Origin of the sequence: Microbacterium sp. ZW T2_14, from assembly GCF_044987405.1 — a bacterium.
GTDB lineage: Bacteria > Actinomycetota > Actinomycetes > Actinomycetales > Microbacteriaceae > Microbacterium.
In genome coordinates this window covers 19,849-40,335 of sequence record NZ_JBJDRK010000038.1, presented here as the reverse complement: position 1 = coordinate 40,335, position 20,487 = coordinate 19,849, and the positions used below count along the sequence as shown (strand labels likewise).

19 protein-coding genes are annotated in these 20,487 nt (G+C 70.4%); 7 read left to right on the top strand and 12 right to left on the bottom strand.

The window, feature by feature from the left end:
• Positions 1–54: 54 nt before the first annotated feature.
• Positions 55–765 (bottom strand): SDR family NAD(P)-dependent oxidoreductase, encoded by a 711-nt coding sequence (locus ACI3KY_RS13545; RefSeq protein WP_404930690.1) that lies wholly within the window; start codon positions 763–765, stop codon positions 55–57.
• Between the two features lie 139 nt (positions 766–904).
• A complete protein-coding gene (locus ACI3KY_RS13540) occupies positions 905–2,332 on the bottom strand; it encodes a DUF6421 family protein (RefSeq protein ID WP_404930689.1) in 1,428 nt (475 codons plus the stop codon).
• A 125-nt stretch (positions 2,333–2,457) separates the two neighbouring features.
• Between ACI3KY_RS13540 and ACI3KY_RS13535 the strand changes: the two genes are divergently transcribed.
• Together ACI3KY_RS13535 and ACI3KY_RS13530 are read left to right on the top strand one after the other, a co-directional pair.
• Positions 2,458–2,928 (top strand): Lrp/AsnC family transcriptional regulator, encoded by a 471-nt coding sequence (locus ACI3KY_RS13535; protein ID WP_404930688.1) that lies wholly within the window; start codon positions 2,458–2,460, stop codon positions 2,926–2,928.
• 22 nt (positions 2,929–2,950) lie between these two features.
• Positions 2,951–3,925, top strand: a complete 975-nt coding sequence (locus ACI3KY_RS13530; RefSeq protein ID WP_404930687.1) for a diacylglycerol/lipid kinase family protein — start codon at positions 2,951–2,953, stop codon at positions 3,923–3,925.
• Positions 3,926–4,146: 221 nt separating this feature from the next.
• On the opposite strand, the gene ACI3KY_RS13525 is transcribed toward ACI3KY_RS13530, so the two are convergent.
• The 9 genes from ACI3KY_RS13525 to ACI3KY_RS13485 all read right to left on the bottom strand — a co-directional run bounded on the left by ACI3KY_RS13525 (position 4,147) and on the right by ACI3KY_RS13485 (position 14,567).
• A complete protein-coding gene (locus ACI3KY_RS13525; RefSeq protein ID WP_404930686.1) occupies positions 4,147–5,679 on the bottom strand; it encodes a CoA-acylating methylmalonate-semialdehyde dehydrogenase in 1,533 nt (510 codons plus the stop codon).
• A 67-nt stretch (positions 5,680–5,746) separates the two neighbouring features.
• Positions 5,747–7,063 carry an aspartate aminotransferase family protein gene (locus ACI3KY_RS13520; RefSeq protein ID WP_404930685.1) on the bottom strand — a complete coding sequence of 439 codons (1,317 nt, stop codon included), beginning with the start codon at positions 7,061–7,063 and terminating at the stop codon, positions 5,747–5,749.
• 171 nt (positions 7,064–7,234) lie between these two features.
• The gene (locus tag ACI3KY_RS13515; protein WP_404930684.1) at positions 7,235–8,425 is read right to left on the bottom strand and encodes an ABC transporter substrate-binding protein; all 1,191 of its coding nucleotides are present in this window, start codon (positions 8,423–8,425) and stop codon (positions 7,235–7,237) included.
• Positions 8,426–8,482: 57 nt separating this feature from the next.
• A complete protein-coding gene (locus ACI3KY_RS13510) occupies positions 8,483–9,322 on the bottom strand; it encodes an ABC transporter permease (protein WP_404930683.1) in 840 nt (279 codons plus the stop codon).
• Positions 9,319–10,110: an ABC transporter ATP-binding protein gene (locus tag ACI3KY_RS13505; protein ID WP_404930682.1), complete on the bottom strand. Its 792-nt coding sequence runs from the start codon at positions 10,108–10,110 to the stop codon at positions 9,319–9,321. The genes ACI3KY_RS13510 and ACI3KY_RS13505 overlap by 4 nt, the downstream gene beginning before the upstream one ends.
• On the bottom strand, positions 10,107–11,036 hold the full coding sequence (locus ACI3KY_RS13500) for an ABC transporter permease (protein WP_404930681.1): 930 nt from the start codon (positions 11,034–11,036) through the stop codon (positions 10,107–10,109). Before ACI3KY_RS13500 ends, ACI3KY_RS13505 begins: the two co-directional genes overlap by 4 nt.
• Positions 11,037–11,169: 133 nt before the next feature.
• Complete coding sequence (locus tag ACI3KY_RS13495) at positions 11,170–12,186, bottom strand: TIGR03842 family LLM class F420-dependent oxidoreductase (RefSeq protein WP_404930680.1); 1,017 nt, start codon at positions 12,184–12,186, stop codon at positions 11,170–11,172.
• Positions 12,187–12,274: 88 nt separating this feature from the next.
• A complete protein-coding gene (gene hydA, locus ACI3KY_RS13490) occupies positions 12,275–13,708 on the bottom strand; it encodes a dihydropyrimidinase (protein ID WP_404930679.1) in 1,434 nt (477 codons plus the stop codon).
• Positions 13,709–13,718: 10 nt separating this feature from the next.
• Positions 13,719–14,567, bottom strand: a complete 849-nt coding sequence (locus ACI3KY_RS13485) for a nitrilase-related carbon-nitrogen hydrolase (RefSeq protein WP_404930678.1) — start codon at positions 14,565–14,567, stop codon at positions 13,719–13,721.
• A 272-nt stretch (positions 14,568–14,839) separates the two neighbouring features.
• Between ACI3KY_RS13485 and ACI3KY_RS13480 the strand changes: the two genes are divergently transcribed.
• Genes ACI3KY_RS13480 through ACI3KY_RS13470 form a run of 3 tightly spaced genes read left to right on the top strand, consistent with a single transcriptional unit; the run spans position 14,840 to position 17,126 of the window.
• Entirely contained in the window at positions 14,840–16,042 is a 1,203-nt protein-coding gene (locus ACI3KY_RS13480; protein ID WP_404930677.1) for a sensor histidine kinase, read from the top strand.
• A complete protein-coding gene (locus ACI3KY_RS13475) occupies positions 16,039–16,677 on the top strand; it encodes a response regulator (RefSeq protein ID WP_404930676.1) in 639 nt (212 codons plus the stop codon). The genes ACI3KY_RS13480 and ACI3KY_RS13475 overlap by 4 nt, the downstream gene beginning before the upstream one ends.
• A gap of 41 nt (positions 16,678–16,718) precedes the next feature.
• A complete protein-coding gene (locus ACI3KY_RS13470; RefSeq protein ID WP_404930675.1) occupies positions 16,719–17,126 on the top strand; it encodes a VOC family protein in 408 nt (135 codons plus the stop codon).
• 63 nt (positions 17,127–17,189) lie between these two features.
• Here ACI3KY_RS13470 and ACI3KY_RS13465 read toward each other — a convergent pair whose 3' ends face one another.
• The gene (locus ACI3KY_RS13465; protein ID WP_404930674.1) at positions 17,190–17,879 is read right to left on the bottom strand and encodes a hemerythrin domain-containing protein; all 690 of its coding nucleotides are present in this window, start codon (positions 17,877–17,879) and stop codon (positions 17,190–17,192) included.
• Positions 17,880–18,021: 142 nt separating this feature from the next.
• Here ACI3KY_RS13465 and ACI3KY_RS13460 point away from each other — a divergent pair, with 142 nt between their 5' ends.
• The gene (locus ACI3KY_RS13460; RefSeq protein ID WP_404930673.1) at positions 18,022–18,840 is read left to right on the top strand and encodes an ABC transporter ATP-binding protein; all 819 of its coding nucleotides are present in this window, start codon (positions 18,022–18,024) and stop codon (positions 18,838–18,840) included.
• The gene (locus tag ACI3KY_RS13455; protein ID WP_404930672.1) at positions 18,837–20,321 is read left to right on the top strand and encodes an FtsX-like permease family protein; all 1,485 of its coding nucleotides are present in this window, start codon (positions 18,837–18,839) and stop codon (positions 20,319–20,321) included. Before ACI3KY_RS13460 ends, ACI3KY_RS13455 begins: the two co-directional genes overlap by 4 nt.
• Positions 20,322–20,487: the final 166 nt, after the last annotated feature.

Genomic DNA, 20,487 nt, shown 5'->3' with positions numbered 1-20,487 from the left:
TCCAATCTACTTCGCGCGCCGCGGCGCGCCGCGCGGCGGGGTTCAGGCCTGCCGTCAGAGCGACGGGTCGGTGAGCTCGACGACCGTGTCGTTGGTCTCGTCGGCGGGAGTGGCCCAGAGGTCGGTGAATCTCTGTGCGAGCGCCTCTTCGAGTCCCGAGAGGCTCTTCACGCGGAAGACGACGGATGCCGCGGCCAGCGGCTTGCCGGCATCCCGGGCGTCCTTGGCGAAGCCCTGCGCGACCGCGCGCGTCCAGGCCTCGGTCGCGGCCTTGACCGAGGCGTAGTTCGCGCCGCCCGCGAGCGGACGCGTCACCGCGGTGGATGACACGACCGCGAGACGCCCGGCGTCGGACGCACGCAGGTCGGCGTCGAAGGCCCGGCTGACGTGACGCAGCGCGGTGAAGGAGCGCTCGAGGAAGCGGTAGTCCTCGTCGCTTTGCCCGGCAAGCCCACCGCCGCCGCGCCAGCCCCCCACCAGGTGCAGCACGCCGTCGATCGTGCCATCGGCCGCGTGCACCCGCTCCGCCAGCGTCGTGACGGAAGCTTCGTCGGTGAGGTCGCACACCTCAGTGCGCAGCGCCTCCGCGTCTTGCGTCAGGAGCCCGGCATCCGACCGGACGGCCTTCTCGAGTTCGCGCAGCCGGCCCTCGTCGCGCCCGACGGCTACGACGCGCGCGCCGTCGGCGATCAGGGCGCGTGCGGCCGCGAGGCCCGACGCGCTGGTCGCGCCGGCGATCACGACGAGTCTGCCTTCGACGCTCATGCTCCTACCCTTCCACGTCGAGATCGTGCGGTCTCGCCGAACGACCATGTCCTCGGCGCCGGCGACCGGCGTTCTCGGCGAGATCGTGGGATCTCGCCGAGGACCGGTGGCCGGTGACAGAGGAGCGGCGATGCGCGGCTCAGCCGGTGATGCCGGCCGTCGACTCGATGACCGGCTTCATCTTCTTGTCGAGCGCCTCGAAGAACATGGAGAGCGGGAACTCGTCGTTCAGCACCGCATCGGTGTAGCCCTTCGGCGGGCCGGCGAGGATCTCGTCCGGGAGCCCGCGGGCCCAGTGCGACGCCGGGTTGGGCGTCAGCGTGGCGCGCACGAGGTCGTAGGCCGCGAGCCAGTGCGCGGTCTTGGGCCGGTCGATCGAGCGCCAGTAGAGCTCGTCGATCGCCTCACCGAGCGCGACGACGGCGGCGGGCACGTTCTCCCAGTCGAACGACAGAGCCGTGTCGGTCCAGTGCAGCACGCCCCGCTGGTGCAGCCAGGCGAACAGCAGCTGGCCGCCGAGTCCGTCGTAGTTGCGCACGCGGGATCCGGTGATCGCGAAGCGGAAGATCCGGTCGAAGATCACCGCGTACTGCACGAGCTTCGCGTGCTCGAGCATCTCGGCCTCGGCGGGCGAAAGTGCTTCGACAGGCTCAGCAACCGATCTGGCGGTCAGCCGACGCTCGATGGCGACGCACTCGCGGAACGCCGTGAGGTCGCACCGCAGCTCCTCCAGCGAATACAGGAAGTACGGCATCCGCTGCTTGATCATGAAGGGATCGAACGGCAGGTCGCCCCGCATGTGGGTGCGGTCGTGGATGATGTCCCACATCACGAACGTCTTCTCGGTGAGCGCCTGGTCATCGAGCATGCGCGCGGCGTCGGTCGGCAGTTCGAGCCTCGTGATCTCGGCGGCCGCCCTGACGACCCGCCGATAGCGCGCCGCCTCGCGGTCCTGGAAGATCGCGCCCCACGTGAACCGGGGGATCTCGCGCATCGCGACAGTCTCGGGAAAGAGCACCGCGCTGTTGGTGTCGTAGCCCGGTGTGAAGTCGAGGAAGCGCAGCGAGACGAACAGCTTGTTGCCGTAGTCGCCCGCCTCGAGCCGCGCGATGAACTCGGGCCAGATCACCTCGACGAGCACCGCCTCCACGCGGCGATCGCTCGAGCCGTTCTGCGTGTACATCGGGAAGACGACGAGATGACGGATACCGTCGGCACGGTCCTGCTGCGGCTGGAACGCCTGCAGTGAATCGAGGAAGTCGGGGATGCCGAAGCCCTCGTCCTCCCAGCGCTCGAAGTCGCGCACCGAGGCCGCGAGGTAGTCGGCGTCATGTGGGAAGGCGGGGGCGAGCGCACGGATGCCGGCGATGATCGCCGAAACGTGACTGCGCGCCTCGGCGTGGGACGCGGCATCCGGAATCGAGCCGTCCTGCACCTGCAGCGCCTGAATCGCCGTCGCGGCGTGCTTGAGCTGGAGCCAGGCGCCGCTGCCCTCCGCGAGGCCGGCGTCCTCGACGACCTCGGGTTCGCCGACGATGACCTGCGTGCTGCGGGCGGGGATGGGCATGATGAACCTCCGATCTGCGAGTCGAGGATGATCTCGCACCGAGTCTACGGGATATGTTCCGGTGAGATGAACGTTTGACCGGAAAGCTTCCTGTGGCGGTCAGAGGTCGCTGGTAGTCTCGCGCCATGAGCGAAGACGGCCCCGGACGCCTCGACGACGAGATCGACGCGGGCATCGTGCGCGCGGTGTCGCGCAACGCGCGCGCGACGCTCGCCGAGCTCTCGGCGGCCGTCGGACTCTCGGTCTCGGCGGTGCAGACGCGGCTGCGCCGGCTGGAGGCGCGCGGCGTCATCACCGGCTATCGCGCCCTCGTCGACGCCGAAGCCGTCGGCAAGCCGCTCGCCGCTTTCGTCGAGATCACGCCGCTCGATCCCGGGCAGCCCGACAACGCGCCGGAGCTGCTCGAGCACCTGTCCGAGATCGAGGCATGCCACTCGATCGCCGGCGACGCGAGCTACATGCTGCTGGTGCGGGTCGCATCGCCGCGTCATCTCGAGACGCTGATCCGCGACATCCGCTCCGCCGCATCGGTCAACACACGCACCACGGTCGTCCTGCAGACCTTCTACGAGAACCGGCCGGTCCTCCCGGCCTGACCACGCAGGTAGCCTCAGGAACATGCCCCCCTCATCCGAGCCGCCCGCGTTCACCGACGGCCGGGGCGTCTTCATCGTGCGCAACGCCGCCTCCGGCACCGCCGTCGTGCGCGCGGACCCCGCTGGCACCTTCGCGGCGCGACTGCCCGCGGCCACCATCCACGAACTCGCCGAGGGCGAGGACCTCGCCGAGGTCGTCGCCGGTGCGATGCGGTCGGACGAGCCGCCCGCGGTGCTCGGCGTCTACGGCGGCGACGGCTCCGTGTCGCGGATGGCCGCGCTCGCCCGCCAGCACAAGCGCCCGCTCCTCGTGATGCCCGGCGGCACCTTCAATCACTTCGCCCGCTCGGCCGGCCTCGACGACGTCGACACCGCCATCGACGCCCTCGAGGGCGGCACGACGATCGACGTCAGCGCGATCGAGGCACGGGCCGACGACGGCGAGCCGATCCTGGCGCTCAACGCGGTGTCGGTGGGCACCTACCCCGAGCTGATCGACGAACGGGATCGGCGCCGGGCCTCGCTCGGCAAGTGGCTGGGCGGGGTCGTGGCGGCCTGGCGGACGCTCAGATCGGCGGAGTCGCTGACGATCGTGCGCGAGGGCCGGCGCGCTCAGGTGTGGTCGGTGTTCGTCGGCATCGGACGGAACGACCCGCAGCGCGTCGCGACGATGCAGCGCGAGACGCTCGTCGAGTCGACGCTCGACGTCCGCATCCACCACGCGCGGGGCACACGGCTGCGCGCGATGGCGTCGCTCGCGTTCGGTCGGCGGACTGCCGCCGTGCTGCGGGCCGTGAGATTCATGCCGCCGCGCTCCGACGTCGAGCGTCTGGTCGTGGCGGAGTTCGCGATGACGGTGCGCCTGGAGGACGGGCATCCCTCGGTCTTCGTCCACGACGGCGAGCTCGAAGAGCGGGCGCCCGGAGGCTTCACGCTGCGCTGCGTCGCCATTCCGCGCGCGGTGACGGTGTTCGCGCCGCCGCTGCCCGGTCGTTGAGCGAGGGAGCGAGACGAAACGCGCTCAGCCGACGTCGCACGTCCGCCCAGGGCGTTTCGTCTCGCTCGTTCCTCGCTCGCTCAACGACCGGATAGCGCTCGTTCCTCGCTCGCTCAACGACCGGATATCGCTCGTTCCTCAGTCGCTCGCTCAACGACCGGATCTCGCTCGCTCAACGACCGGATATCGGCCACTGAGCGAACGAGGAGCGACGAAACACGTCAGTCGTGCTGCGGGAAGCCCAGGTTGATCCCGCCGTGCGAGGGATCGAGCCAGCGCGACGTGACGGCCTTCTCGGCGGTGAAGAACTCGAACGCGTGCGGGCCGTACGCCTTCGTGTCACCGAAGTGAGACGCCTTCCAGCCGCCGAACGAGTGGTACGCGACGGGTACGGGGATCGGCACGTTGATGCCGATCATGCCCACCGTCGCCTCGTGCTGGAACCGCCGAGCCGCGCCGCCGTCGTTCGTGAAGATGGCGGTGCCGTTGCCGTACGGGCTCGAGTTGATGATGTCGAGGCCGTCTTCGTAGCCCTCGACCCTCACGACGGAAAGCACCGGTCCGAACACCTCGTCGGCGTACACCGAAGAGGTCGTCGGCACGTTGTCGATGAGGGTCGGGCCGAGCCAGAAGCCGTTCGGGTCGCCGTCGATGTCGACGTCGCGACCGTCGACGACCACCGAGGCGCCGTCGGACGCCGCCACGTCGATGTACGAGGTGACCTTGTCGCGGTGCTGCCCGGTGATGAGTGGGCCCATGTCGCATCCGCGCATGCCGTCACCGGTGCGGAGCGTCTTCATCCGCTCCGACACTTTTTTCACGAACTCGTCGGCGACCGTGTCGACCGCCAGGACGACCGAGATCGCCATGCAGCGCTCGCCCGCCGAGCCGAAGCCCGCGTTCACGGCGGCATCCGCGGCGAGGTCGAGGTCGGCATCCGGCAGCACCAGCATGTGGTTCTTCGCGCCGCCGAACGCCTGCACGCGCTTGCCGTGCGCGGTCGCGGTCTCGTAGACGTACTTGGCGATCGGCGTCGAGCCGACGAACGAGATCCCGCGCACGTCCGGGTGCTCGAGGAGCGCGTCGACGGCCTCCTTGTCGCCGTGGACGACGTTGAAGACGCCCTCCGGCAGGCCCGCCTCGGTCAGCAGCGCCGCCATCCAGTTGGCGGCCGTCGGGTCCTTCTCGCTGGGCTTCAGCACCACGGCGTTGCCGGCGGCGAGCGCCACGGAGAAGAACCACAGCGGCACCATCGCCGGGAAGTTGAAGGGGCTGATGATGCCCACGACGCCCAGCGGCTGGCGGAGCGTGTACACGTCGATGCCGGTCGAGACGTTCTCGGAGTAGGCGCCCTTGGTGAGGTGCCCGACGCCGCACGCGAACTCGACGACCTCCATGCCGCGGGCGATCTCGCCGAGCGCGTCGGAGAGCACCTTGCCGTGCTCGGCCGTGAGGATCTCGGCGAGCTCCTGCTTGCGCTGGTTCAGCAGCTCGCGGAAGTTGAACAGCACCGCCTGGCGCTTCGCGATCGACGCGTCGCGCCACAGCGCCCACGCCGCCGAGGCGGCATCGACCGCCTCGCCCACATCCGCGCGCGATGCGAACCGCACCTGCTTCTGCACGACGCCGAGTGCCGGATTGAACACCTGTCCGGTGCGATCGGATGACCCCGCCCAGGGGGCGCCGTTCACCCAGTGATCCAGGACAGTCGTCTCGGCACCCACCGTCTCGGTGTGCTCCATCGTGTCCGTCATTGTCGTGTTCCTCCTTTGGAATCCGCCTGAGCGATTCGTGATCGCCCAGCAGTGCGGGATGCACGCGTCAGAAGAGGTCGTCCTCGACGCTCGTCAGGGCTTCATCGTAGATCGCGATCGCCTCCTGCACCTCCCCGTCGGTGACGACGCAGGGCGGAACGACGTGGATGCGGTTGTCGGCGGCGAACGGCAGCAGGCCGCGCGAGGTGAGCTCCTTCTTGAGCCGGCCGATCACGTCGGCGCCCACCGGCTCGCGCGACTCGCGGTCCGACACGAGCTCGAGCGCCCAGAAGACGCCTTCGCCGCGCACTTCGCCGATGAGCGGATGCCGCGTGCCGAGGTCGCGGAGCCCCGGACCTATCGCGTCCTCGCCCACGCGGCGGGCGTTGTCGACGATCCCCTCGGCCTCCATCGCGTCGATGGAGGCGACGATGGATGCCGCGGCCAGCGGGTGCCCGGAGTAGGTGAGGCCGCCGGGGAAGACGCGGTCGTCGAAGGTCGCCGAGATGGCGTCCGAGATGAGGACGCCGCCCACCGGGACGTAGCCGGAGTTCACGCCCTTCGCGAAGGTGATGAGGTCGGGCACGACGTCGTACCCCTGGAACGCGAACCAGCGCCCGGTGCGGCCGAAGCCGGCCATGACCTCGTCGAGAATCAGGACGATGTCGTACTTGTCGGCCAGCGCGCGCACGCCGGCGAGGTAGCCGGGCGGCGGCAGCAGGATGCCCGCGGTGCCGGGGATCGACTCGAGCAGCAGCGCCGCGATCGTCGAGGGGCCCTCGGACTGGATGACGCGCTCGAGGTGGTGCAGCGCCCGCTCTGACTCCTCCTCGGGCGTCGTCGCCCAGAACTCGGAGCGGTACAGGTACGGGCCGAAGAAGTGCACGTGTCCGCGGGCGTACTGGTTCGGCATCCGTCGCCAGTCGCCGGTCGCGACGATCGCCGCGCCCGTGTTGCCGTGGTACGACCGGTACGTCGACAGGACCGTGTCGCGACCGGTGTGAAGGCGCGCCATGCGGATCGCGTTCTCGATCGCGTCGGCGCCCCCGTTGGTGAAGAAGACCTTCGCGAACCCGTCCGGCGCCTTGTCGAGGATGCGCTGCGCCGCGCGACCGCGGACGAGGTTGGCGGTGGCGGGGCCGATCGTGGCGAGCTCCTCGGCCTGTGCACGGATGGCTGCGACGACGGCAGGATGCTGGTGCCCGATGTTGACGTTGACCAACTGGCTCGAGAAGTCGAGCATGCGCCGGCCGGCGTGATCCCACACCACCGTCCCGGAACCGCCGGCGATGACGGGGAGGTCGAGCCCGGCCTGCGCCGACCAGGAGTGGAACACGTGCTCGCGGTCGAGCTGCTTCGCGAGGGCGTCGAGGTCTTCGGTCATGCGGCCACGCTTCCTGTTCTCCGACGGCGGGTCAAGGGCGTTTCGTCTCGCTTCGCTCGCTCAACGACCGCGCTGCCCGCTCGCTCAACGACCGCGCTGCCCGCTCGCTCAACGACCGAGAACCCGGTCGTTGAGCGAGCGAGGAACGAGCGAGACGAAACGCGCCCAGATCTACTGGCCGCCCTCGGTGAGGGTGACGTCGATCGGCGTGTACTCGCCGGCGACCTCGACGCCCTCGTCCTTCAGCTCGGCCAGCGCCTTCTCGATGTACTCGTTGGAGTAGGCCGAGTCGGCGGGCTCGGTGGTGATGAGCTCGAGGTCGTCCTGGTTCTTGGCCGACAGCGCTCCCGCGACGGTCTTGTCCCACGCGGCCTCGTCGACGAGCCCGAAGTCGGCACCGGTCCAGATGAGCTTGTTGACCTCGTTCATCATCCACTGCTGGTGCACCGGGCCTACCGGGAACGCGGCCTCGGCGTTGGACGCGATGTCGTAGACGATGGACGCCGCCTCCTCGGGGTTGTCGCGCGCGTAGATCCAGCCTTTGGTCACGGCCTTCAGGAAGCGGACGGCCGCATCGGCATAGGCAGGTTCTTCCTCGAGGCGCTGCGTGTCGGCCCAGATCGCATCCTGCAGCATGGCGCCCTCGGTGTCCTCATACGAGATGACGTCGAAGTCCTCAGGCTGGTAGAGCTCGCCGGTCTCCGGGTTCACGACCTCGAGGATCTGCGCCCACTCGTTGTAGGTCATCGCCTGGGCGGCGTCGACGTCACGGTCCAGCAGGGCGTTCATCGAGAAGTCCTGCGTGGTGATCGACACCGAGGTGGAGTCGAGGTCCTCTGCGGCCATCGCCGCGAAGATCTCCCACTCGTTGCCGAAGCCCCACGAGCCGATCCGCTTGCCTTCGAAGTCCGAGACCGACGAGATGCCGTCGCCCTTCCATGCGACCTGCAGGGTGCCCGACTTCTGGAAGACCTGCGCGATGTCGGTGAGCTCGACGCCCGTCGCCTCGAGCGTGCCGAGCACCTTGGGCACCCAGGCGATCGCGAAGTCGACGTCGCCCGCGACGAGCGCATCCTGCGGCACGATGTCACCGCCCGAGGGCACGATCTCGACGTCGTCGAAGCCCTCCTCCTCGAAGTAGCCCTTCTCCTGGGCGACGTAGTACCCCGCGAACTGCGCCTGCGGAAGCCACTGCAGCTGCAGCTTGATCTCACTGAGGGGTTCGAAGTCCTCGCCGGTGTCGCCTCCGTTCTCGTCGCTCGCTCCGGAACAGGCGGCGAGGGCGAGAGCCGCGATGGTGGCGACGGATGCCGCGGCCAGCGCGCGTCGGATGCCTACGCTGCGTGAGTTGCTGTGTCTCATTGCGTTCCTTTCGTGTGGTGCGTCTTCGTGGTGGTTGAGTCTGTCGAAACCCGCCGGTCAGACCGGCGACCGCCTCGTCGCCAGCCGCTCGAGCAGCGAGGTCACGAGGAAGAACACGAGGCCGATGATGATGCCCCCGAGGACGTACGCCCATGCGAGGGCGGCGCGCCCCGATTTCGCGTAGGTCGCGATGGCGGTGCCGATGCCGTCTGCCGGACCGCCGAAGTACTCGGCGACCAGGGCGGCGATCACGGCGAGCGAGCTGGCGATGCGCAGGCCCGTCATCAGGTAGGGGAGCGCGGTCGGCAGGGTGAGCACCCGGAACGTCTGGAAGCCGGATGCCGCCGACGAGCGCAGCAGATCGCGATGCACGGGCCGGGTCTGGCGGAGGCCCCGCAGGACGTTGACGAACACCGGGATGAAGGCGGCGATCGTGGCCACAGCCTGCCGGCCGAACTGGCTGGACGCGCCGAACATGGTGTTGAGGATCGGCGTGACGGCGACGATCGGGATGACCGCGAGCGCCGACACCAGGGGAGCCAGCATGCCGTCGACGGGTCGGGCGGCCGCCGCCAGCCCCGCGAACAGCAGCGCGAGGAGCGATCCGACGACGAGGCCGATCAGCGCGTTCGTGGCCGTGATCTTCATGTCGTCGAGGATGATCGGGAACCGGCGGACGAACTCCTCGGCGATCGCGACCGGGCTCGGCAGCATCCGCGGCGCGGTGCCGAGCACATCGACCCAGAAGATCCAGATCGCGAGGATCAGGATGCCGACCACGACGGGCGCCACCCACCGCAGCCAGCCAGGAAGCTCGCGCTCGCCCGGCGCAGGTGCCGGCGCCCGGCCCGCCGGCGTTGGCGGGGTGGGCAGCATGGTGGTCGCGGCATCCGTCATGATTCACTCGCCCTCGCGACGGGCGAGCCGTGCAGCGCCTCGCGGACGGCGGTGACGCAGTCGAAGAACGCCGGCGACTCGCGCAGCGCCTCGTCGCGTTGGTCGCCGAGGCCCGTCTCGATCACGTCGGTGATGCGGCCGGGGCGCGGGCTCATCACCACGACGCGGTCGGACAGGAAGACCGCCTCCGGGATCGAGTGCGTGACGAACACCACGGCGGCCGAGGTCTCGGCGGCGATGCGGGTGAGCTCGGACTGCAGCCGTTCGCGCGTCATCTCGTCGAGTGCGCCGAACGGCTCGTCCATGAGCAGGAGCCTCGGCCGCGCAGCGAGTGCGCGCGCGATGGCGACGCGCTGCTGCATGCCGCCCGACAGCTGGTCGGGGTACCGGTCGACGAAGTCGGAGAGACCGACGAGCTCGGCGAGCTCGGCGACGCGCGCCGCCCGCGCGGCCTTGCCGGAGCCGTGCAGCTCGAGCGGAAGACCGATGTTGGCGGCCACGGTGCGCCACGGCAGCAGTCCCGCCTGTTGGAAGGCGATGCCGTAGTCCTGGTCTATGCGGGCGCGCTTGGCGGGCTTGCCGAAGATCTCGAGGGTGCCGGCGGTGGCCTGGTCGAGGTCGGCGATCAGGCGCAGCAGCGTGGACTTGCCGCAGCCCGAAGGGCCGATGAGCGACACGAACTCGCCGGCGGCGACCTCGAGCTCGACCTCGGTGAGCGCGACGACCTCCCCGGTCTTCGTCGGGAACACCTTCCCGACTCCGGCGGCGTGCACGGCAAGGTCCGTCATGCGGTGGCCTCTCCTCTGCGGTAGTTGGCGAGCCCGAGGCCGATCAGCGCGACCGAGCCGGCGGCGATGAGGCCGAGGGCGATGGATCCGAACGTCGGTCCCCAGGGCGCGGCGGGGTCGCTCGAGGCCTGGCCCGCGAGCTGGATGAGCATGCGGCCGATGCCTCCGCGCATGCCGATCGACACCTCCGCGACGACCGCACCGAGCACGGCGTTCGCGGCGGCGAGCCGGAGCGCGGGCAGCAGGTGCGGCACGGCGGCGGGCAGGCGCAGGCGCAGGAGTGTCGGCCAGTAGCCGGCGGCGTAGCTGTTCATCAGATCGAGGTGGATGCGGTCGGGTGAGCCCAGGCCGCGGAGCACGCCGACGGCGACCGGGAAGAACGCCAGGTACGACGCGATGACGGCGACCGACAGCCACTGCGGCCACGAGCCGCCGCCGCGGTCGATCTGATTGCCGATCGCGTTGACGACGGGGGCGAAGGCGATGAGCGGCACGATCTGGCTGACGACGATCCAGGGGAGCAGGCCCCACTCCAGCAGACGCCAGCGCTGCATGACGAGACCGAGCACCGCTCCGACGGCGACGCCGATCAGCCAGCCGACGGCAGCGATGCCGAGCGTCACGAGGGCGGCGCCGGCGACCGAGACCCACAGCGGCGGGGTGTCGCCGCCACTCGTCGGCGCGAACAGCCGGGCGATCATGTCCCAGACGTGCGGCATGGCGCGGTCGTGCGTACGCGGCAGGATCATGACCCCCGAGCCCGACTCGCCGGCCACCGCCCCGACCACGAATCCCTCGCTCGGGCCGAGGAACTTGTACCCCTCCCACAGCACGAGCACGGCGAGCACACCGAGGGCTCCCCAGCCCGCTGCGATCCAGCCGCGGAGCTCTCCCTGCCTCCGGGCCGACCAGCCTATGGGTCTCATGCGCGCCCCGCCCTGCCGCGAGAGTGCAGCTGGTGGACGAGGGATAGGCAGGTTCCCACGCTCTCGTCCGCCCGCTGCATCCTCGCGGTTGAGACGGCGTGGGGCGGGGCCGGGCGCAGGGCGGGCTGCACGGTCACGAGCGGGCCGCCACGTGGGTCTGGAGGGCGGGGATCACGGTCTCGCCGTACACGCGGAGGGTCTCCTCCTTGTTGTCGTGCTGCAGATAGCCGGCGAACTGCGTGACGCCGATCGCACGCAGCTGCTCGAGCTTGGCGATGTGCTCGTCGGCGGTACCGAGGATGCAGAAGCGCTCCACGATCTCGTCGGGCACGAAGTCGACGTGGTCGTTGTCGGCCTTGCCGTGGGTGTTGTAGTCGTAGCCCTGGCGGCCGGCGATGTAGTCGGTCAGCGCCTCGGGAACGGCCCCGTGCTCGCCGTACTTGGCGACGATGTCGGCGACGTGGTTGCCGACCATCCCGCCGAACCACCGGCACTGGTCGCGCATGTGCTCCCGGTCGTCGCCGATGTACATGGGCGCCGCCACGCAGAAGGACAGCGACTCGGGGTCGCGGCCCGCGGCGGCCGCGGCATCCTTCACCGTCTTGATCATCCAGGCGGCGATGTCGACGTCCGCGAGCTGCAGGATGAAGCCGTCGCCGACCTCGCCCGTCAGCTTCAGTGCGAGAGGCCCGTAGGCGGCCACCCAGACGTCGAGCTGCGAACCGCGGCTCCACGGGAACTGCAGGGTCGCGCCCTTGTACTCGACCGGCCGCGAGTTCGCCAGCTCGCGGATCACGTGGATGGACTCCCGCAGTTCCGCCATCGTCACCGGCTTGCCGTTCGTGACCCGCACGGCCGAGTCTCCGCGGCCGATGCCGCAGATCGTGCGGTTGCCGTACATCTCGTTGAGGGTGGCGAAGACCGATGCCGTGACCGTCCAGTCCCGCGTCGCGGGGTTCGTGACGAACGGCCCGACCGTGACCCGCTTGGTCTCGGCGAGGATCGCGGAGTGGATGACGTAGGGCTCCTGCCACAGCAGGTGCGAGTCGAACGTCCACACGTGGCTGAACCCGTGCGCCTCGGCGAGCCGCGCGAGCTGCACCGTGCGCGCGGCGGGCGGGTTGGTCTGCAGAACGACTCCGAAGTCCATGATCACTCCTAGGTTCGCGACGTTTCGTCTCGCTCGTTCCTCGCTCGCTCGACGACCGGGTGAGTGAGCGAGACGAAACGCGCCATGGTCAGATGAGGTACTGCGAGAGGCCGCGCTTGAGGAAGCGGCCGTCGCCCTTGGAGCCGTGGTAGGTGCCGCCGTCGACCACGACCTTGCCGCGCGAGATCACGGTGTCGACGTGCCCGTCGATCTCGAATCCCTCCCACGCCGAGTGGTCCATGTTCATGTGGTGGGATGCCGCGGAGATGGTGGTGTGACCGTTCGGGTCGTAGACCACGACGTCGCCGTCGGCGCCCGGCTGGATGACGCCCTTGCGGCCGTAGAGGCCGAACATGCGCGCGGGCGTGGTCGAGGTGAGCTCGACCCACCGCTCGAGCGTGATCTTGCCGGTGACGACCCCCTGGTACATCAGGTCCATGCGGTGTTCGACCGAGCCGATGCCGTTGGGGATCGCGCGGAAGTCGTCGAGGCCGAGGTCCTTCTGCCCCTTCATGCAGAACGGGCAGTGGTCCGTCGAGACCATCTGGATGTCGTTGGTGCGCAGCGCCTGCCACATGTGGTGCTGGTGGCCGTCCTTGCTGCTGCGCAGCGGCGTCGAGCACACCCACTTGGCGCCCTCGAACTGCCCCCACTCCTCGCTGAACGCGCCGAGCTGCTCCTCCAGCGACAGGTAGAGGTACTGCGGGCAGGTCTCGCCGAAGACGTTCCAGCCCTGGTCGCGCGCCCACGCGATCTGGTCGACCGCCTGCTTGGCGCTCACGTGCACCGTGTAGAGGGGCGCACCCGTGAGGTTCGCCAGCATGATCGCACGGTGCGTGGCCTCCTCCTCCATCTGCCAGGCGCGGGCGATGCCGTGGTAGTACGGCGCCTTCTTGCCGGCATCCGCCAGCTGCGCCGCCAGCACATCGATCGCCGGGCCGTTCTCGGCGTGCATCATCGTGAGCAGGCCTGTCTCGGCCGACACCTGCATCGCCTTCAGCACCTGGGCGTCGTCGGAGTAGAACACGCCCGGGTAGGCCATGAAGAGCTTGAAGCTCGAGATCCCCTCGTCGAGGAGCCCCCGCATCGCGGCGAGCGAGTCGTCGTCGACGCCGCCGACGATCTGGTGGAAGCCGTAGTCGATGGCGCAGTTGCCGGCGGCCTTCTCGTGCCAGGCGGCGAGGCCGTCCTGCACGCGCTCGCCGTAGCGCTGCACCGCGAAGTCGATGATCGAGGTCGTGCCGCCCCACGCGGCCGCGCGCGTGCCGGTCTCGAACGTGTCGGACGCGTTCGTGCCGCCGAACGGCAGCTCCATGTGCGTGTGCGCGTCGATGCCGCCCGGGATCACGTACTTGCCGGTGGCGTCGATGACGGTGTCGACGGATGCCGCGACATCCGTCCCGAGAAGGTGCGAGCCCGGCGCCAGCACGGCGGCGATGGTCTCGCCGTCGATGAGCACGTCAGCTTCGCCGCGACCCGTCGCGGAGACAAGGGTTCCGCCCGTGATGAGTGTGGTTGCCATGTCCTGCCCCCTACGGCTGCGCGATCCGCGTGTACGAGTCGGGTCGGCGATCCCGGTAGAACTGCCAGTCGTCGCGCATCTCACGCACCATGTCGAGATCGAGATCGCGCACGAGCAGCTCCTCGTGCTCACCTGAGCCGCGCTCGCCGACGAAGTTGCCCCGCGGGTCGATCACCTGGCTCGTGCCGTAGAAGTCGACCGCGAGGTCGCCGTACTCGTTGTCCTCGCGACCGACCCGGTTGGGCTGCAGCACGAAGTAGCCGTTGGCGACGGCCGCGGCGGGGCCTTCGACCTCCCACAGCCGGTTCGAGAGCCCGGGCTTCGTGGCGTTGGGGTTGAAGACCATGTGCGCGTCGGCGAGGCCGAGCTCGCGCCATCCTTCGGGGAAGTGGCGGTCGTAGCAGATGTACATGCCGATCCGTCCGACCGCGGTCTCGAACACCGGGTAGCCGAGGTTGCCGGGACGGAAGTAGAACTTCTCCCAGAACCGGTCGAGGTGCGGCAGGTGGTGCTTGCGGTAGGTGCCGAGCGTCGTGCCGTCGGCGTCGACCAGCACCGCGGTGTTGTAGTACACCCCGGTCTCGGCCTCCTCGTAGATCGGCAGCACCATGACGATGCCGAGCTCCTTGGCGACGGCGGCGAAGCGCTGCACGATCGGCCCGTCGACCGGCTCGGCGAAACGGTAGTACTTCTTGTCCTGCGTGATCCCGAAGTAGGGGCCGTAGAACAGCTCCTGGAAGCACACCACCTGCGCGCCCTGGCTCGCGGCGTCCCGCGCGAACCCTTCGTGCTTGTCGAGCATCGACTGCTTGTCGCCCGTCCAGGTGGTCTGCGAAATCGCCGCGCGTACCGTCGTCATCGTCTCTCCGTTCGTGAACCGGCGGATGCCGTGTTCCTCGTCCCTCGGGTGGGACCGGCGGGGTCCGCTCCCGCGGTGGCCCAGCACCCCGATCCTGTCGACCCGACGTTTCCCGTCGGTTTCGGCCTGTGACGCGACAGTAAAGCCTGGCCCGGTGCGGCGCAATGGTTGGTTCGGCAGACCTTTCGATGGATCGCGAGGCGGATGCCGCGGCATCCGCCGTACATCTCAGGACGGATGCCGCGGCGCGACCCTTCCCGTAGCGTGAAACGGTGTTCCGCCGCCTGAAGACGTACCAGCTCGTCGCCGATCTATCGGCCGCGCTGGTCTTCCTGCTGGTCGCGTGGCCCATCGAGGCCGTCCTGGCGCCCAGCGCGTTGGGCCCGGAGTTCCGGCCGGGAGACGGCGGGCAGACGGGGTTCGCCCTGCTCGTCGCCGGCATCTTCAGCGCGGCTCTCGCGGTTCGGCGGCTCTCCCCGGCGCTCGCGCTCGGGCTCGCGTGGCTGGGCGCCGTGGTCCAGATCGGGCTCGGCCGCCCGCCGAGCTTCTCGGATCTCGCGATCTTCGCCGTGCTGTACGCCACGGCGGCGTACGGCGTGCGGCTGGTGTACTGGGCCGGCTTCGCGTCGGCGATCGTCGGCGCCCTGGTGATCACGGTGTACCTGTTCGTCGGGCCGGTGTTCGCGGGCGGCGGGCTGTCGTGGGAGACACTGCCGCTGGCTCTCGTGGTGCTCGTCGCCGCCGCGTTCGCCCTGGGGCTCGCGTGGACGATCGGCGCGCTCGTGCGCACGGCGGTGCGCGCGCGGGAGAACCGCGAGGCGCAGCAGCGCGCCGAGGCCGAGACCGTCGCCGAGCAGGAGCGGGTGCGCATCGCCCGCGACATGCACGATGTCGTCGCCCATTCGCTCGCGGTCGTGATCGCGCAGGCCGACGGCGCGCGCTATGCCGCCGCCGCCGATCCGGCGGTGGCGACCGACGCGCTGGCGACCATCTCGAGCACGGCACGTTCCGCGCTCGCCGACGTGCGTCTGCTGCTCGGACAGCTCCGCCACCAGCAGGGTGACGGGCCGCAGCCGACCATCGCCGACCTCGAGGAGCTGTACGCGCAGGTGCGCGCCGCCGGCGTGGAGCTGCGCGTCGACGTCGACCCCGCTCCGCACCGGACGTCGGCCTCCGGTGAACCGCCCGCGGCGGTTCAGCTCGCCGTCTATCGGATCCTGCAGGAGGCGCTGACCAACGCGCTGCGCCACGGTGCGCCCGGCGGGCCCGTCGACGTGCGTCTCGCCTGGCTGCCCGATCGGGTCGAGCTCGACGTGAGCAACCCGATGCTGCCGGGAACTCCGCCAGGCAGGTTCGGCCACGGCCTCATCGGCATGCGCGAACGCGCGCAGCTCGCCGGCGGTCGCCTCGACGCCGCCCACGAGTTCGGCGCGTTCACCGTGCGCGCGCACATCCCGATCGGAGACCTCGCATGATCCGCGTCGCGCTCGTGGACGACCAGGCGCTGTTCCGCGCCGGCATCCGCATGCTCATCGATTCGCAGCCCGACCTCGAGGTCGTGGCCGAGGCCGCCGATGGGCACGAGGCGCTCGGCGCGGTGCGCCAGTCGCGCCCCGACGTCGTGCTCATGGACATCCGCATGCCCGTCATGGACGGCCTCGCCGCCACCGCCGAGCTGCTCACCGACACCGACCCGCCGCGGATCGTAATGCTCACGACTTTCGACCTCGACGAGGCGGCGGCCCGCGCCATCCGGCAGGGCGCGAGCGGCTTCCTCCTCAAGGACGCCGACCCCGAGTTCCTCCTCGCGGCGATCCGCACGGTGCATGCCGGATCCGCCGTGATCGCGGCATCCGCCACCCGCGAGCTCTTCGAGCGCTTCACGGATGCCGCGCCCCGGCCGATCCCGCCGGCTTTCGGTGACCTCACCGACCGCGAGCGCGAGATCTTCGCGCTCGCCGCGCGGGGGCTCTCCAACGCCGAGATCGCGGCGCGCGAGTTCCTCTCGGAGGCCACCGTGAAGACGCACATCAGCCGCATCCTCACGAAGCTCGGACTGCGCGACCGCGTGCAGCTCGTCGTGTTCGCCTTCGAGCACGACCTGGCATAGTTCCTGCCCGGACTCGTGCCCTGTTCGGCAGAATCGGGCGCATGGAACTGCAGCTCAGCATGGTCGTCCTCGAGGTGGCGGATCTCGACGCATCGGTGCGCTTCTACCGCCGGCTCGGGCTCGACATCCCGGATCCCGACCCCGAGCGTCCCGTCGCCGCACACCGCATGGGCAGCGGCGTCACGCTCTTGATCACGACCGGGTTCGCCTCGCGCTACGACCCGACCTGGGCCCCGCCCGCCGGCGGGGGCTATTCGCAGCTGCTGGAGTTCTACGTCGGCGACGACGCGGTCGTCGACAGCACGTGGACCGACCTGGTCGAGGCGGGGTACCGCGGTCGCATGCCCCCGACCAAGACCGCCGGCCCCTACGCCGCGATCGTGGACGACCCCGACGGCAACGCGATCCTCCTCACCTCCGACGAGGCCGCTTCCCCCGACGCCTCCTGATCCCCTCGCTCCTCGCCCGCGCCCCTGGTCATCCTTGCGATGTGCGGGGGTGCCTCGCGGGGGTCAGCGGCCCTCGAGCGCGACGCGGTGCGCGGCGTACTTGCGTCGGCCGACCCAGCGCCAGGCGAGCCGGCCGGGCGCGGGCATGTGCTTGTGCAGCCACTCGTCCCCGCCGTCTGGCTGCGCGGCGAGGATCTCGCCCAGCTGCTGCCACATCTGGCCCTTCGGGATCGACTTGCGGCCGTGCTCGGAGAACCACTCGACCTCGGCCTCGGTGATGGTGTGCTCCATGACAGGCACGATGTTGGTCTCCTCGTCCGGGAGGTGCACCGCGATCGCCGCATTGACGCCGTCGAGGGCGGCCAGCACGGGCTCGGCATCCGCTGCACTCGCCGAAGCGCGCCATCTCGGCAGCGCCCGGTCCATCGCGCTCAGGTGCACGAGCAGCTCGGCGTGCTGCGCCTTCATGCGCTCGACGTGCGCGGCGCAGGATGGCGCCCGTTCATCGAGCGCCGGCCAGAGCCGTTCGTCCTCGCCTTCGTGGTGTGCGTGCAGTCCGAGCGACAGCGTCTCGAGCTGCGTCGCGACGACCGCTGCGTGCACGGTGTCGCCCGCGCGCACCCGTCTGATGAGATCGGGCGCCTCGCCGAACCCGCGGCGGAAGAGGCGATGGATCTCCACCATCCCACTCGCGTCGCACGTCTTCGGGGCTTCGGGCAGCGCGCCGCTGGGCGGCAGGGGCGTAGCGGGCATGGCGGCTCCTCGAGACGCGGGGGTCGGGCTGGACGCGACGATAGTCCTGCGAGACGGCGCAGGGAAGATCATCCGGGAGATGTACGCGGATGCCTCGTGCGGGCGACGCGCGCGGACCCCGGCCGTCCATACCGTCGGAGTCATGGAACTCTCATCGACCGACCTGGGGCTCGCCGCCCGGGTGCAGCAGCTCAGCAAGACCTACGGCACCGGCGAGAGCACGGTGCACGCACTGGACGGGGTGAGCGTCGGCATCCGCCGCGGCGAGTTCACCGCCATCATGGGCCCGTCCGGCTCGGGCAAGTCCACGCTCATGCACATCATGGCCGGCCTGGACGCGCCGAGCTCCGGCCGTGCGTGGATCGGCGACACCGACATCACGGGCCTCTCCGACCTCGAGCTCACGATCCTGCGCCGCCGTCGTGTCGGGTTCGTGTTCCAGGCGTTCAACCTGGTGCCCACACTCGATGCCCTGGGCAACATCCTGCTGCCGTTCGACCTCGACGGGCGCCGGCCCACGGCACTCGAGCGGTCGCGCATCGATGGGCTCGTCGACCGGCTGGGCCTCACGAGCCGCCTCGGCCACCGCCCGCATCAGCTGTCGGGCGGCCAGCAGCAGCGCGTCGCGATCGCCCGCGCCCTCGCGACGGCGCCGGATCTGGTGTTCGCCGACGAGCCGACGGGCAACCTCGACTCGCGCTCGGGCCGCGAGGTGCTCGCGCTTCTCGCCGCCGCCACGCGCGAGCACGGCCAGTCGATCGCGATGGTCACCCACGATCCGGTCGCCGCGTCGCACGCCGACCGCGTGCTGTTCCTCGGCGACGGCCGCATCGTCGCCGACAAGCCACGCCAGAGCGCCGAGGAGATCTCGGCGTACATGCTCGCGTCCGAGCTGACGGCGGGCGCACCCGTCCGCGCCTCGTCGGCCGTCGGCCACCCGGTCGCCGAGGTGCACGCATGAGCACCGTGACAGAAGCCCCACGGATGCCGCGGCCCGCGGCATCCGTCACCAGCTCGTCGAGCTCGACCCCGCGCCTGGCGTGGCTGCGCGAGCGCGGCATGGGCGCGAGCATCCTGGTGGCCGCCATCTCGAGCGCCTTCGGCGCGATCCTGCTGAGCGCGACCGGCTTCATCGCCGCCGTGCTGCGAGCGGACCCGTATCTCGGGCTGAGCAGCATGCTCGCCGTCGTGCTGGGGATCATGAGCTTCCTGCTCATCGGCGTCGCCGTCTACGTCGCCGCGATCGTCACCGCGAACACGTTCGCCACGGTCATCGCCGGGCGAACGCGGCGCATCGCACTGCTGCGCCTCATCGGCGCCTCGGCGCGTTCGCAGCGGTCCGAGGTCGCGCGGCAGGGCCTCATCGTGGGCGTCATCGGCGCCGCGCTGGGACTCGTCGGCGGCACGCTCGTGTCGTGGGCGGGCGTCGTGCTGGCGACGTGGGCGCTGGGCATCGACGGCGTGGACTACCCGGTCGCGCAGGCGGTGCTCCTCATCCCCGCGGTCGTCGTCGCGCTGACCACGTGGGTCGCCGCCTGGGCGGGCTCGCGTCGCGTGCTGACGGTGACGCCGCTGCAGGCGCTCGGCGGCTCGGTCGAGGCATCCCACGACGCGCAGGTGCGCAAAGGCGGACGCAACGGCGTGGCGATCGCACTGTTCGCGATCGGCGGCGCACTGCTCGCGGGCGGCATCGCGATCGGGCTGGTGTCGCCGCTCGGCGTGATCGTGGCCTTCTTCGGCGGCGTCTTCTCGTTCACGGGGCTGGCGCTCGGCGCGACGCTCGTGATGCCGCCGATCCTGCGGCTGGTCGGCCGTCTGTTCGGCCGGTCGGCCACCGCGCGCCTGGCCGCCGAGAACGCACTGCGGTACCCCGAGCGCTCGAGCCGCATGGCCATCGGCGTCGTCATGGGCGTGACGCTCGTGACCATGTTCGCGGTCGCCCTCGAGACCCAGAAGGCGGTGTTCGCGGCATCCGCCGACGGACCCCTGCCGGACGACATGACGACGGCCATGGACACGTTCGCGGGCATCATGATGGGGCTGGTGGCGGTCTCCGCGGTCATCGCCGCGGTCGGCCTCGTGAACCTGCTGACCATCGGCGTCGTGCAGCGGCGGCGTGAGCTCGGACTCCTGCGCGCACTGGGTGTGTCGACGGGCCAGGTGCGCCGCCTGGTGCTGCTCGAGGCGGCCCACATCACGATCACGGCCACGGTGACCGGTCTCGTGCTCGGCATCGCCTACGGGTGGGCGGGCGCCCAGTCGCTCCTCGGCGCCGTGCCGATGCCTCCGTCGTTCTCGGCGCCGACCCTCGTCGCCCCCGCTGTGCCGTGGCTCCCGGTCGCGATCATCGTCGTGGCGACGGCGGTGCTCACGCTCGTGGCGGCCGTGGTGCCGACGCGCCTCGCGACCCGGGTGGCTCCGGTCGAGGCCCTCGCGGACTGACGTCGGACTGAGGCCCGTCGGGTGCCGGACGCCTGCCGCGGCGCTGGCCTCGCGTCGCGGCAGAGAGTTGCGAAAGACGGGCCGGTCGCCCGACACGCCGGTGCGCGGCATCCGTCACCGGCGTGTCGGCGTGCCGGAGCCGTCTTTTCGCAGCGGAGACATCGAC